Genomic DNA, 14,209 nt, shown 5'->3' with positions numbered 1-14,209 from the left:
AATTACTCCTAGATATAAATCGAATATTCTTAATAAATCCCTGCGTTAAGCAATCAACCGATCGTGCATATGGCCAAGCTGTGCTCTCACGGAGCCATCCAACACCTCGTCGCCCACCTGGACGCGAACGCCGCCAATTAAATTAGGATTGATTACTACCGTTGGGCGTAATTCTTTTCCACCAAAACGTTTTTTTAAGGCCACAAGTAAATCGTTTAGAGCGGCGCCCTCGAGAGGGAAGGCCGAAGTAATAAGGGCTTCTGCGGCACCCTCGCTTTTGTTTTTCATTGCCGTAAATTGCTTAGCAATCTCAGGCAAAACGATCAGACGATGATTGTTGGCTAAAAGCTTAATAAAAGCGCTTATTGACTCATCCGGTTTTGATTTAAGAAAACCTAAAACTAACTTGGCAAGATCGTCGGCACCTAATTTTGGGTTGCTGACAAGCGTCAGAAGCTCGTTGTTTTCTAAATATCTAGCAAGCTCATCGAGCTGCTTTTCCCATGATGACAAATCGTTTGACTTAGCACTTGCAAACAAGGCCTCAGCATAAGGGCGGGCAATAGTGGCAATGTCAGCCATTTATAGTTCTGCCTTCAGTTGGTCAAGTAATGCCGCATGCGCTTTAGGATCAACTTCGCGTCGCAAAATTTGCTCTGCGCCCCTGACAGCCAAGCTGGCGACCTGATTGCGTAACTCGTCACGGGCCTTGCCGACCTGTTGCTCCGCGTCAGCCTTGGCCTGCGCAATAATCCTAGCGGCTTCCGCCTGGGCATTCGCCTTAATTTCTTCCGCTGCCAATTGAGCGCGCTTCTCAGCTTCTGCAACACGCTGAATACTTTCTTGACGAGCAGAGCTCATTGCCTCTTCTGCCTTTTTCGTCGCATTCTCAAGATCTAATTTTCCCCGCTCAGCGGCGGCAAGACCTTCTGCCACTTTAGCGGCTCGCTCATCAAGCGCCTTCACCAATGGGGGCCACACAAAACGAGCCACGACCCACCATAAAACGAAGAAAACGATCATTTGCGCGAATAGAGTCGCGTTTAAATTCACGATATTCCTTTCAAAACTTGTTGCAGTAATGGGTCATCGACCCACAACTAAATTACTTAATAACAGCAAGCAATGGATTGGCAAATGCGAACAACATCGCAACACCAACACCGATCAGGAAGGCCGCATCGATCAAACCGGCCAATAAAAACATTTTGGTTTGCAGTGGCTCCATGAGCTCAGGCTGACGGGCACAAGCTTCAATGTATTTTCCACCCATCAGGGCAATACCCAAACAGGCTCCAATTGCGCCGAGACCAATAATGATACCGATTGCAATGGCAGTAAATCCTTGAATGTTTGCGAGAAATTCTTGCATGTTGCTAACTCCTAAGTTTAAGTGTGTAAAAAATAAAAATTAATGATGGCTGTGCGCCTGACCAATGTAGACCAATGTCAACATCATAAAAATAAAGGCCTGCAAAAGGATGACCAAAATATGAAAAATGGCCCAAGCGGATCCAGCAATCACATGCCCCACCAAGCCAAAAACACTGAGGTCAAGACTAAAAGTCCAGATGCTGCCGAGCAATGCAATTAACAAGAACAAGAGCTCGCCTGCATACATATTGCCAAAAAGTCGCATTCCAAGAGAGACGCCTTTGGCAATAAATTCAATCATATTAAGAATGAGATTAAAGGGAGCTAAGTACCACTTAGCGCCAAAGGGGGCCGAGATCAACTCGTGAAGAAAGCCGCCAACGCCCTTGATCTTAAAGCTATAGAAAAAGACCAGCAAAATAACCGCGAAGGACATTCCTAGCGCTGCATTCAAGTCGGTGGTAGGCACCAATTTGTGATGCGGCACGTGCATCCCAAAGTTTTCTAAGAAATGGTTAAACCCAACCACCCAATCCACGGGCACCAAATCGAGCGCGTTCAATAAAACAATCCAACAGAAAACAAGTAGAGCTAATGGCGCAATATAACTTCGGTCTCCATGAACAATGGTTTTTGATTGGGTCTCAACCATATCAACCATCATCTCTACAAAAGCCTGAAAGCGTCCCGGGACCCCAGATGTTGCACGTCGAGCAGCAATCAACAAGAAAGTGATCACGATCAACCCCATCAAAATCGACCAAAACAAGGTATCAAGATTGATGACACTAAAGTCAACAACGGAGGTCTGAGCGCCACCGATATTGTTTAAATTCTGTAAATGCTCGGCAATATATGCGGTCGGGGTTAGAGGCTCTGTTGATGCCCCGTGTGCTGCGCTAGCCATTTCTAGATCATTCCTTCTCTACGCCAATTAAAGCTGCTCACCGCAACACCCACGCCAACCAATAGCTCATTAGCGTAAGCACGTATGTGACCAGCAACGGTAACCACTGCAGGTTAGGAATAGCAAATGCCACTCCCAAAAACAACCCGATTGTTAGGGCGATCTTCATCAGTTCGCCAGACACAATCGCCGACAACATTCTTCCAGGGCTTGGGTTTTTCATGCTTCGCGACATTCGAACGCGCAGAGCAAATACCAGTACCGGAAAAAATCCGATAAACCCACCCCAAAAAGCCGAATAAGTATAAAGGGTTCGCCCCTCCATCGGATCTGCAAATATTGACCAAAAAAGGACGCAAACACCGGTCATTAGCAGCTGAATACGCACAACTAGCCACGGCGAAATCGTTGCAAATGCCTTTTTATTGTTGCCAAAAAGGGCTTTTGCCTCGTCTCGACTGAGGGTTCGATACACATCTACTTCTTGATCGTCCTCATCCCAAGACCGGGATTGCATTGATTGATCTTTTTTGGGAATCAATTAAGCCTCAAGATTTTAGTATTTACCCTAGTGAAGGTCAATTGTTTTAGACACTTTTATTAAGAATGATCCTTAATTCCCAGTTTTTTTATCAGCGAATCAAGCTCATCAAAGTGGCTAAAGTAAAAGCACAACTCTCCGCCCTTCTTATTGGTCTTAAAAACCACCTCCAGGCCAACTAAATCAGCCAGGGTTTGAGCAAGGCGCTTGTAATCTTGGTCTTGACCAATTAAGTGCCTCGATTTTCCTTTTGCGGGGGCCCTTCGGGATAAATCGCCCGCGGCCAGGGCCGCCGAACTCGCCAATCGCTCTGCCTCACGAACCGAAAGGCCCTGAGCAATAATTTTTTGGGCCAAGGCAACTTGGCTTGCGCCCGGCAGGGACAAAAGCGCCCTTGCATGGCCCATATCCAAATCACCAGATAAAAGCATCGCTTGAACCGCCCCGGAGAGTTGCGATAGGCGAAGCAGGTTAGTAATGGCGCTTCTCGATTTACCCACGGCTTTTGCGGCCTGCTCATGAGTAAAGCTGAATTCATGAATCAGGCGAGATAGTCCTCGCGACTCTTCTAGCGGATTTAGGTCCTCCCGCTGCATGTTCTCAATGAGGGCAATCGCAGCTGCGGCCTGGTCGTCGACCTCTAAGATTCGTACGGGCACCTCATTAAGACCCGCTAGTTTTGCAGCTCGAAATCGTCGTTCACCCGCAATAATTTCGTAACGCTCGCGATCAATTTCACGGACCAAGAGGGGCTGCATCACACCGCGCTCTCGAATGCTGTCAGCCAATTCTTTTAGTGGCTCATCGGCCATTATGGTTCGAGGCTGATATTTACCTGCTTGCAAACGCTGCAGCGGTAGTGACTGCGATCCCTTATCAGCAACGGAGTCCGCATCGCCCGCCTTACTGCTAGCACTCAATAACGCGTCAAGGCCGCGCCCCAATCCCCTTTTTTTATTTGTGCTCATCTCTCACCTACATCGTTTTAATTCGTTGAACCATTTCACCCGCAAACTCAATATATGCCTGGGCGCCCCGAGATGATTTGTCAAAAATTACGCCGGGCAAACCAAACGACGGGGCCTCGGCCAAGCGCACATTGCGAGGAATAATTGTTTTAAAGACCTTGTCACCAAAATGTGTATTGAGCTGTTCTGAAACCTGCTGCTGTAAGGTAACCCGGGTATCAAACATGACCCTCAGAAGCCCAATGATTTTTAAGTCTGGATTTAAATTGGAATGAACCTGTTTGATGGTATTCACCAAATCAGAAAGCCCCTCTAGAGCAAAGTATTCGCACTGCATAGGGACCACTACGCCATTCGCTGCGCATAAACCATTGAGGGTTAATAAAGACAGCGCGGGAGGGCAATCAATCAATATGAAATCGTATTGATCAGCAACCTCATTTAGTGCGTTTTTTAGTCTTGCCTCCCGGCCCTCCAAATCAACCAACTCAACCTCGGCTCCGGCCAATTCGCGATTTGCGGGCAAAACACTGTAACCAGACTCTTTTGCGAACTGAATTGCTTCGCTTGCAGAAGCGATTCCAATCAGCACGTGATAAACGCCGCTTGTGATCGTCGACTTGTCAATTCCTGAGCCCATGGTTGCGTTTCCCTGGGGGTCCAAATCAACCAAAAGCACTCGCTGTCTTTGGGCAACTAACCCAGCGGCTAAATTAACTGCGGTGGTTGTTTTTCCTACCCCACCCTTTTGATTTGCGATGCAAAATGTTTTGGCCATAATATTTATTGTTGGTATTGAAAAACCAAGAGTCGGCGATCAAGCGCCTGCCCAGGCAAGGATAGTTCGCACTCCTCAAGAAGCGTCCAGTCTTTGCTCGATACCTCTGAAATTTCTTCTTCGCTTTGTTGACTCTTCATGGCAAACACAAAGCCTGATGATTTTAATAAGGGGGCCGAAAGGTCTAACAGTTTATGAAGGCGCGTAAATGCTCGCGCAGTAATGGCATCAAAAAATGCCCGATGGGTGTTGGCCACGTTTTCAACTCGACTTGCCATGACTTGAAGATGGCTGAGGCCCAAGCCGCCACGAACATGCTGCAGAAAGGCGGCCTTTTTCTTACTCGCCTCAATCAGACTAAAAAACCAGGTGGGCTGGAGGATGGCTAGCGGAATGCCCGGTAGGCCGCCCCCCGATCCTAAGTCAGCGATTTGAATTGGTGTCTCATTAACCCGCAAGGGGGTTTGCAAGTAACGCTGCAATATGGGTAAAACAACAATTGAATCAATAAGATGCAAATGAAACGCGGCCTCAGTTTCATCAATGGCGGTGAGATTATGCACCCGATTCCAGCGCAGCAGCTCAGCTAAAAAATATTGCATTGCAGCAGCCTCGTCCGGGGAAAGACCGGCCGCCTTTAGGCCCTCATCAACCTCAAGGCTCATGACAATATTTGGGTTTTGCCAATACCCTTTTTCAAGTGGACCAAAAGCAATGATATCGCGGCGGGAGTTACCCCTGAAATGCGCGAAGCCTGGCCCAGGGTTTCAGGTTGATGCAAATTCAGCTTTTGCCAAACCTCAACCGAGAGGCCCTTAACCAAGGAATAGTCCAGATCCCCGGGTAGGCGAAGGGTTTCGTAGTGCTCATGGCGCTCGATTTCAATTCGTTGCCGCTCAATATAGCCCTCGTATTTAATCGAAACCTCTACCTGATCAAAAACCTGGCGCCCCAAATGAGGATCTTCGAGGTTTGGAGTGTCCTGCGCAAAAACTGGATCGACCTGAATCAAAGAGCGGTAGTCAACCTCAGGGCGCCTTAAGACCTCTGCCAAACTACACTCGTGTGCCAAGGCTTGGCCAAGAAACGCCTCCAACTGCTGAGCGGTATGATGTTTTGGGCCAACCCGGAGAGAGCGTAGGCGCAATGTTTCACGTGAAACATGTTCCTGCTTTCGTTGAAAAAATTCCCACTGCTCATCGCCCACCAGACCAAGACTTCGTCCAATTTCGGTAAGCCGCGCATCGGCATTATCCTCGCGCAAACTCAAACGATACTCAGCGCGGCTGGTAAACATACGATAGGGCTCTTGAACGCCCCTTGTAATTAAATCGTCAACCAAAACACCAATGTATGACTCGCTTCTCTTGGGCAGCCAGGGGTCCTGGTCTTGTGCAGACAGGCTTGCATTAATACCTGCCAGCAGGCCTTGGGCAGCAGCCTCTTCATACCCGGTTGTTCCATTAATCTGTCCTGCAAAATATAAGCCGCCAATTGCCTTGGTTTCTAGACTGTGCTTTAACTGCCGCGGGTCGAAATAGTCATACTCAATGGCGTATCCTGGGCGCACGATATCAGCGCTCTCAAGCCCACGAATGCTGTGGACCAGGGCCATTTGAACATCAAATGGCAAGCTGGTTGAAATTCCATTGGGATAAAACTCGTTGGTTGTTAAGCCCTCTGGCTCCAAGAAGATTTGGTGGCTCTCTTTGGCAGCAAAGCGGTGGATTTTGTCCTCAATGGAAGGGCAGTAGCGCGGGCCGACCCCTTCAATCACCCCCGTATGCATGGGCGAACGGTCTAGACCGGAACGAATAATGTCATGGGTCTGGCTATTCGTATGGGTTATCCAACACGGCACCTGACGAGGGTGCTGCTCGGGTCTGCCCATAAATGAAAAACATGGAATGGGATCTAGGTCGCCAGGCTGCTCCTGCATTACAGAAAAATTAATGGTCCTGCCATCAATGCGGGGTGGGGTACCGGTTTTTAGGCGCCCCTGGGGTAATTTAAGCTCTTTTAGGCGAGCCGATAGGGTGGTTGCAGCGGGGTCTCCAGCGCGGCCCCCGCTATGGTTCATCAGACCAATATGAATTTTTCCATCCAAAAAAGTGCCGGCGGTTAATACAACACTTTTTCCTTCAAACTCAAGGCTGCTTTGGGTTCTAACCCCCCGAACCCGATCGCCAACCACAATCAAATCATCAACAGCTGCCTGAAATAAGGTCAAGTTTGTTTGGTTTTCGAGGCGCCGACGAATCGCGGCCTTATATAAGATACGATCACCTTGCGCCCGTGTTGCACGCACCGCTGGGCCCTTGCTCGAATTTAAGATTCGAAATTGAATGCCGGCCTCATCGGTAGCAGCGGCCATGGCACCACCCAAGGCATCAATTTCCTTGACCAGGTGGCCTTTACCAATACCCCCAATTGACGGGTTGCAGCTCATTGCACCCAGTGTTTCAATGCTGTGGGTAATTAAAAGGGTGCTTGATCCCCTGCGAGCAGACGCGAGCGCGGCTTCGGTACCAGCATGACCGCCGCCGACCACAATCACATCAAATTTCTTGAAATAAAGCATGGATTTGCCCAATTAGGGCGTTGATCATAGCATTTTTACTGTTTCACGTGAAACAATCCGGGGGCTGGCCGCGCCCCAAAAGTGTAAGCCATTGATTTAATTAGAAAAAAATGCTGTATAGGCTGATCTAGCAATCAGGGCCAACACCACGATTAAGAATATTTTCCGAACAAATTGGCTCCCATGTGCAATTGCCAACATGCTCCCCACCTGACTACCAAGAATATTGGCCACCATTAGGCTCAAACCAAGGGGCCAATCAATAAAGCCAAGGCTTGTCAGCATAATGATCGTGGCCAGGTTGGTGGTGACATTAACCAACTTGGTCGCCGCGGATGCATGCAAGAAGTCAAAATAAAAGATTCGAACAAAAGCAAACAGAAAAAAACTTCCGGTTGCCGGGCCAAAGAACCCATCATAAAACCCGATAACCAAACCCATCGCCACTGCCTTTAGGACCTCATGGCGTCCTATTTTGTGGGCGGGGCGATTCTCAAGCCCCATGTTCGGAGCAAACCAGGTATATGCGAGCAAGATCGCCAACATAAATGGCAAAGCCTTTCGAAGGGGCTCGGGCGGAAACACACTAACCGCTAGGGCCCCCAAGAGTGCCCCAATAAATCCAGCAATAATGGCTGGGCCCAAGATATTCCAAGGTAACTTTGCGTGACGCAAATAGCGCCTTGCCGCATTGATTGTTCCGCCAATCGAGGACACCTTGTTAGCACTTAACAGGGTTGCTGGGTGAGTGTCTGGATAGGCGGCAAATAAAGCCGGCACCTGTATTAGTCCGCCGCCGCCAGCAATCGCATCAACCAAGCCCGATGCAAAGGCGGCCAACAGCAGCAAAAGCCAAAGATATGAACTGAAATCGACTACTGTATCCACGTTATTGCTTAAGAAATAGCCAATTATTTAGTCTGTGACTTCCAGGTCACAAACTTGGCGAGCGACTCTTTACAAACCTCATCAAGCATATCAAGTGGGATTCGTTGAGCGCCTTGGATAATCATGAGCGCATAAGGCTTTGCTAATGCACTAGCCTCTTTAGACAAAATCAGTTCATCACCCGTAGAGGGGGACTGAGAGCGCCAATAATTGATGGCAGCCTCTAACTCTTGAATGGAAACAAACAACATGTCGACAACCGATCAATCGATGTCGAGCATCGTGCCTCGGCACTTTTTATTGCCACAATAACAGGCGTATTCCTTTAGTAACTTTTTGGTGGGCTTTTCGTCCAAATTTAACGAATAATCATAGAAAAGCTCTTCGCCAGGAAGAAGATTACGTTTTGCAAAAATAAAAACGTGGCCCTCACCATCGATCGCGATTTCGTCGGCCTTGCAGTTTGGTTTACAGGAATGATTAATCCAGCGCGCTGCATTGCCGCCAACGTTCGCATCAATGACCCGGCCATCTTCCAAAGAAAAATAAAAGGTGTGGTTCGGCTGCTCTGGATCGTGTGGGTGGCGACGCAAAGCCTCCTTCCAACTAATGCGCTCCCCAATATATTCAATAATTGCCGAGCCCTTAGGAATTTCTTTTTTTACAAAAACCCCACGACCATGAATTTTTGAATTTTTAACCGCAATGGAGGATTTCGCCACGGTTTTCGGGGCTTTGTTTTTTTTCATGAGTTAGATATCTAAATTACGAGCGATTAAAGCATTCTTTTCAATAAAAGCACGTCGAGGATCAACTTCATCGCCCATTAGGGTTGTAAAGACCTGGTCGGCCATGATGGCGTCTTCGATTTGTACTCGCAACAGCCTTCTGGTACTTGCGTCCATTGTGGTTTCCCAAAGCTGCTGGGGGTTCATTTCACCCAAACCCTTGTAACGCTGGCGGCTGATGGAGCGCTCAGCCTCGGAAAGCAGCCACTCAAACGCGCCACGGAAATCAGCAACCGCGCTCTCTTTGTTTGATTTCTCAGGGTCCCCGCGTCGTACACGGCTGCCTTGAGGAACTTTTCCAGCAAGCGATAGAGCCGCATTCATTAGGCTTTGATAATCATCGCTTGCCACGAAATCCGAACTAATCACCGAAATTTTTAAATTGCCGTGAACCCGTTTAGATAACAGGAGTCGATAACGCTCAGTTCTCTCTTCCTTTTGAACCACAATGTCAGTGGGTATTGAAAGGGGATTGGCGTTTTGTGAAAACGCCTCTCGTAGGCGACGAGCGGAGTCGTTAGCTAAGGCCTCTGTATCAAAATTAAGGCTGACGCCCGCAGCAACCGCCCTAAGTGCGTCTTCATCCATTGTTCTTGATAATCGATCAACCACCGCTTGAATGTTTTGATAATGTTTTGCAAGGCCCTCTAGCTCTTGTCCAAGAATCTTCTCCCCCGCTGGGGTCTCAATAGAGGCCTGCTCAAGCGCAACCCTGAACAACAATTGGTTTAGTTCGGCATCGTCCTTAATGTACTGCTCACTTTTACCGAACTTAACCTTGTAAAGCGGTGGCTGAGCAATATAAACGTGTCCGCGCTCAATTAGTTCTGGCATTTGGCGGTAAAAGAACGTTAAGAGTAGTGTGCGGATATGGCTGCCATCCACATCGGCATCGGTCATGATAATGATCCGGTGGTAGCGCAATTTGTCGGCTTTGTATTCCTCGGCACCAATACCAGTCCCCAAAACAGTAATTAAAGTAACCACTTCTTGGCTGCCCAGCATCTTGTCAAAGCGCGCTTTTTCAACATTTAAGATCTTGCCCTTAAGGGGTAAGATCGCCTGGAACTTTCGATCGCGTCCCTGTTTAGCTGAGCCGCCGGCGGAGTCACCCTCAACAATAAATAATTCGGATTTGGCGGGGTCCTTTTCCTGACAATCTGCAAGCTTACCGGGCAGACCAATACCATCGAGGGCGCCTTTGCGGCGCGTCATTTCACGAGCTTTGCGGGCGGCCTCACGCGCCTTTGCGGCATCAACAATCTTGCCACATAGGATTTTTGCATCTTGTGGTTTTTCGGCCAAATATTCTGCGAGCGCCTGAGCCACCACATCTTCGACAGGGCCCCGAACCTCACTTGAGACCAACTTATCTTTGGTTTGACTTGAAAACTTGGGTTCCGGAACCTTAACCGAAAGGACGCATGTAAGCCCTTCGCGCATATCGTCGCCAGAAATCTCAACCTTTGCTTTTTTTGCAATCTCATTCTCATCAATATATTTGTTGATGACCCGAGTCATTGCCGCACGTAGGCCTGTTAGGTGGGTACCGCCATCACGCTGGGGGATGTTGTTCGTAAAACACAAAACTTGTTCGTTATAACCATCGTTCCATTGCATCGCAACCTCAACAGTAATTTGACCACCTAGGTCCGATGGGCGCTCAGCAATTGCATGAAAAATGTTTGGATGTAAAACGGTTTTGGTTTGATTGATGTACCCCACAAAACCCCGTACACCCCCAGAGAAAGCAAAATCCTCTTCCTGGCCGCTACGTTGATCAACAAGACGAATATGAACCCCGTTGTTTAAGAACGAAAGCTCACGAATTCGTTTTACAAGTATTTCATAGTGATACTCAATGTTGCCAAAAATCTCATCATCCGCCAGAAAGTGAACCTCTGTACCACGTAGATCTGTTTCCCCCGTGATCGAAATTGGGGAAATCTCAACCCCATTTTCTTTTTGAATATTTCGATTCTGAACAACTCCGCGAGCAAACTCCATATGATGAACCTTGCCATCGCGTCGAACGGTCAAACGTAACCATTTTGAAAGAGCGTTTACGCAACTAACCCCAACACCATGAAGCCCACCCGAAACCTTATAGGAGTTTTGGTCGAATTTGCCGCCCGCATGGAGCTCTGTCATTACGATTTCTGCGGCGCTGCGTTTAGGCTCGTGTTTATCATCAAACTTAATGCCGGTTGGAACACCTCGGCCATTATCGATAATAGAAATAGAGTTATCGGTATGAATCACAACCGATATTTCGGTACAGTACCCTGCTAACGCTTCATCAATCGAATTATCAAGAACCTCAAATACCAGGTGATGCAAACCAGTTCCATCGGAGGTGTCGCCAATGTACATCCCTGGACGCTTACGAACCGCCTCCAATCCCTCCAGTATCTGAATGGAAGAGGCGCCATACTGCTCATTGGTTTGATTTTCTAAAGACATGAATTTTCTTCTTTGAACTTATTGGGGCATTAAAACTTAAATGCGCATGGGCATTACAACGTACTTAAATGCCTCTGATCCGGGCAATGTAATCACAGCGCTACTATTGGCATCACCAAGACTGATTTGAATTTCTTCGTTTTTGATGTTGGCTAAAACATCAAGAAGATAACTAACATTGAATCCGATCTCAACAGCGTCCCCACTGTAGTTGGTTTCTATTTCCTCTTGAGCCTCTTCTTGTTCGGCATTTGTAGACTGAATGGTAATTTTATTATTTGCTAAAGAAAATCGAACGCCTTTAAATTTATCGGTTGTCAGAATAGCAGCTCGCTGTAAGGCGGCCTGCAAAATTTCACGGTTAACAGAAAGTGAGTTTTTATGCCCTTTCGGAATCACTCGCTGGTAGTCAGGAAACTTGCCCTCAACTAATTTCGAAATTAATTCAATATCACCAAAAGTGAACTTGATCTGATTATTACTAATGCTGATATCAACCACCTCATCCGTGTCCTGCAATAGGTGTTGACACTCCAAGATTGTTTTACGGGGAATAATAATTTCTTGTTTTTGACCATTCCCAGCCGGGCTCGTATCAAGCTCAACATGGCTATAAGCCAACCGATGGCCATCGGTTGCAACTGCAATTACATCTTTTCCATCCACAACTAATAACATTCCGTTTAAGTAATAGCGTATATCTTGCTGAGCCATCGCAAAGTAGACCTGGCTAATAAGTTGACGGAATTTTCTTTGGCTCATCCCCCAGTTTGACTGAACCTCAGAGTGGGTTTGCATGACCGGAAACTCGGTGGCGGCTAAAGTCTGAAGAGAAAAGCGGCTCTTGCCACTCTGCACCACCATCTTGTTGTCTTTGAGATTAAGACTTACAGGACCCTCAGGTAGGGCGCGCAAGATATCCAAAATTTTTCTGGCGCCCACGGTTGTGGTGACATCATCAGCACCAACCCCAAAGTTTGCCTTTGTCGTAATTTGTATTTCAATGTCTGTAGAAACAAAAGAGATAGAGGATCCTGTTTTTTTAAAGAGTAAGTTTGCCAGGATCGCTAAGGTATGACGACGCTCAACAATGCCACTGACCACCTGTAAAGGCTTAAGTAAATCATCTCGGGTAGCGTTGATTAGCTGCATTATTCTTTCATTCCTTTTTATATTTATATCGTAGTAATAGTAAGGGTGTCTTTTTCTGTTGATAAGTTAAATTTTATAGTGAAATCAAGCTCTTTTTGAGAAATATTGGTGTGAATAAGTGCGGTATAACTCATGAATAAATTGTGAACAAAACCCGAATCACAAAACCCAAAACACTTACCCACAAGTCTATCAAACACCTATTAACAGGGTTATTCCATCAGCCGTCCACAGGCTTATCCACAAGCTAGTTTTTTAGGCTTTGCTCGAGAACATGTAGTTCGTGATTAAGGTGAGAGTCGTGTTGGCGCTCCTCAGCTATTTTGCGAACGGCGTGTAAAACGGTGGTGTGGTCTCTACCGCCAAAAAGTTCGCCAATCTCGGGCAGGCTTTTTTGGGTTAGTTCTTTCGCGATAAACATCGCAATTTGCCGCGGCCGGGCAATGTTGGCAGGCCGCTTTTTGGAATACATATCGGCAACCTTGATGTTGTAAAAGTTGGCAACTGTTTTTTGGATACTTTCAACTGAAATCTGTCGATTTTGGATCGACAAAAGATCCTTCAAGGCGCTGCGGGCCACCTCAATATTGACTTCTTTGCCATGAAAGTGAACATACGCCAAGATTTTTCTTAATGCCCCCTCTAGCTCCCGAATGTTGGAGCGCAGGTGTTTGGCAACAAAAAACGCAACATCCTCACTCATTGGGATGCCCTCAACCGCTGCTTTTTTCATCAAAATGGCTACCCGCATTTCGAGTTCCGGGGGCTCAATAGCCACAGTTAGTCCGGAATCAAAGCGAGAAATCAGGCGCTCGTCGATGCCTTCCATCTCTTTTGGGTAGGTATCGCTGGTAATAATTACCTGTGCCCCGTTGCTAATAAGGGCCTCAAAGGCATAAAAGAACTCCTCTTGGGTACGCGACTTGCCACCAAAAAACTGAATGTCATCAATCAGCAAAAGGTCTAGTGAGTGGTAGTAGCGCTTAAAGCGGTCAAACGCTTTTTGTTGATAAGCCCTAACAACGTCCGACACATATTGCTCGGCATGGATATACCGAATTTTGGCATCCGGTTTCTCTTTAAGAAGGTGGTTTCCAATCGCGTGGATTAGGTGAGTTTTGCCTAGACCGACACCGCCATATAGAAACATTGGGTTATAGGACGCCCCTGGATTGTGGGCAACCTGAATGGACGCAGCCCGCGCCAATTGATTTGCTTTGCCTGTAACGAAACTTTCAAAGGTAAGACCAGGATTTAGTTTGGAGTGTTCGCGGTCGGCAAGTACGGCCCCAAGGTTGGCCTCGGAACCCCCCTCAAATTCAAGTTCCAAATCCATCGTATTTGATGCGGGTCCTGGTAATGCGTCGGAGCCAAGCGCCCCCTCAGCCAACCCCTCGGGGCGCAAACCTGGACTGGGCATTTTGGTGGTGTTTTTTGAGGGATCGGCGCCTAGCGTAAATTGAAGGTTAATCGGGCCCCCGAAATAGGAAGAGGCGATTTCATGAAGCCTTCCTGAAAAAGTACGCTTAATCCAATCAAGCTTAAATGGGTTGGGCGCCCCAATTAATAGTAAACGCTCACTTTCGTCATAACCCCTTATTTTAAGGGGTTGAATCCAGGTCTTAAACTGTTGTGGTGAAAGCTCTTTGGCCAAGGTTTCCAGGGCCAGGTCCCAAAACCCTAGGGGATTGGGGTGCACAAGAAGGGGAAGTAGATCTGGTTTGCTCATAGGAAATTTAGGATCTGATTGTAGCGAGTGTTAAAAGTTA

Annotated in this window: 15 protein-coding genes; all 15 read right to left on the bottom strand. The window is 47.4% G+C overall.

Going from position 1 to position 14,209, the window contains the following annotated elements:
• Nucleotides 1-45: 45 nt before the first annotated feature.
• Nucleotides 46-582, bottom strand: a complete 537-nt coding sequence (locus tag AOC32_RS00075) for a F0F1 ATP synthase subunit delta (protein WP_108507559.1) — start codon at nt 580-582, stop codon at nt 46-48.
• Nucleotides 583-1,053 (bottom strand): F0F1 ATP synthase subunit B, encoded by a 471-nt coding sequence (locus AOC32_RS00070; protein WP_108507558.1) that lies wholly within the window; start codon nt 1,051-1,053, stop codon nt 583-585. It lies immediately after the preceding gene.
• 52 nt (nt 1,054-1,105) lie between these two features.
• Nucleotides 1,106-1,372 (bottom strand): F0F1 ATP synthase subunit C, encoded by a 267-nt coding sequence (atpE, locus tag AOC32_RS00065; RefSeq protein WP_108507557.1) that lies wholly within the window; start codon nt 1,370-1,372, stop codon nt 1,106-1,108.
• 39 nt (nt 1,373-1,411) lie between these two features.
• Nucleotides 1,412-2,281, bottom strand: coding sequence for a F0F1 ATP synthase subunit A (atpB, locus tag AOC32_RS00060; RefSeq protein ID WP_108507556.1), 870 nt, complete (start codon nt 2,279-2,281; stop codon nt 1,412-1,414).
• A gap of 37 nt (nt 2,282-2,318) precedes the next feature.
• A complete protein-coding gene (locus tag AOC32_RS00055) occupies nt 2,319-2,798 on the bottom strand; it encodes an ATP synthase subunit I (protein WP_108507555.1) in 480 nt (159 codons plus the stop codon).
• An 83-nt stretch (nt 2,799-2,881) separates the two neighbouring features.
• Nucleotides 2,882-3,790, bottom strand: a complete 909-nt coding sequence (locus AOC32_RS00050; protein WP_108507554.1) for a ParB/RepB/Spo0J family partition protein — start codon at nt 3,788-3,790, stop codon at nt 2,882-2,884.
• 7 nt (nt 3,791-3,797) lie between these two features.
• Entirely contained in the window at nt 3,798-4,568 is a 771-nt protein-coding gene (locus AOC32_RS00045; RefSeq protein WP_108507553.1) for a ParA family protein, read from the bottom strand.
• A 5-nt stretch (nt 4,569-4,573) separates the two neighbouring features.
• Complete coding sequence (rsmG, locus tag AOC32_RS00040; RefSeq protein ID WP_108507552.1) at nt 4,574-5,233, bottom strand: 16S rRNA (guanine(527)-N(7))-methyltransferase RsmG; 660 nt, start codon at nt 5,231-5,233, stop codon at nt 4,574-4,576.
• The gene (gene mnmG, locus AOC32_RS00035) at nt 5,230-7,149 is read right to left on the bottom strand and encodes a tRNA uridine-5-carboxymethylaminomethyl(34) synthesis enzyme MnmG (protein ID WP_108507551.1); all 1,920 of its coding nucleotides are present in this window, start codon (nt 7,147-7,149) and stop codon (nt 5,230-5,232) included. Before mnmG ends, rsmG begins: the two co-directional genes overlap by 4 nt.
• 96 nt (nt 7,150-7,245) lie before the next feature.
• Nucleotides 7,246-8,037, bottom strand: coding sequence for a sulfite exporter TauE/SafE family protein (locus AOC32_RS00030; RefSeq protein WP_108507550.1), 792 nt, complete (start codon nt 8,035-8,037; stop codon nt 7,246-7,248).
• Between the two features lie 23 nt (nt 8,038-8,060).
• Entirely contained in the window at nt 8,061-8,288 is a 228-nt protein-coding gene (locus AOC32_RS00025; protein ID WP_108507549.1) for a DUF3717 domain-containing protein, read from the bottom strand.
• A 12-nt stretch (nt 8,289-8,300) separates the two neighbouring features.
• Nucleotides 8,301-8,786, bottom strand: a complete 486-nt coding sequence (locus tag AOC32_RS00020; protein WP_325051145.1) for an SET domain-containing protein — start codon at nt 8,784-8,786, stop codon at nt 8,301-8,303.
• Nucleotides 8,787-8,789: 3 nt separating this feature from the next.
• Nucleotides 8,790-11,288, bottom strand: a complete 2,499-nt coding sequence (gene gyrB / locus AOC32_RS00015; RefSeq protein WP_108507548.1) for a DNA topoisomerase (ATP-hydrolyzing) subunit B — start codon at nt 11,286-11,288, stop codon at nt 8,790-8,792.
• A 36-nt stretch (nt 11,289-11,324) separates the two neighbouring features.
• On the bottom strand, nt 11,325-12,440 hold the full coding sequence (dnaN, locus tag AOC32_RS00010) for a DNA polymerase III subunit beta (protein ID WP_108507547.1): 1,116 nt from the start codon (nt 12,438-12,440) through the stop codon (nt 11,325-11,327).
• Nucleotides 12,441-12,687: 247 nt separating this feature from the next.
• Nucleotides 12,688-14,169 (bottom strand): chromosomal replication initiator protein DnaA, encoded by a 1,482-nt coding sequence (gene dnaA, locus AOC32_RS00005; protein WP_108507546.1) that lies wholly within the window; start codon nt 14,167-14,169, stop codon nt 12,688-12,690.
• Between the last annotated feature and the right edge of the window lie 40 nt (nt 14,170-14,209).

Origin of the sequence: Polynucleobacter acidiphobus (assembly GCF_003065385.1) — a bacterium.
In the GTDB taxonomy this organism is placed as follows: domain Bacteria; phylum Pseudomonadota; class Gammaproteobacteria; order Burkholderiales; family Burkholderiaceae; genus Polynucleobacter; species Polynucleobacter acidiphobus.
Note: the sequence above shows the minus strand (reverse complement) of the source record. Positions and strands in the feature narration are given on the sequence as shown.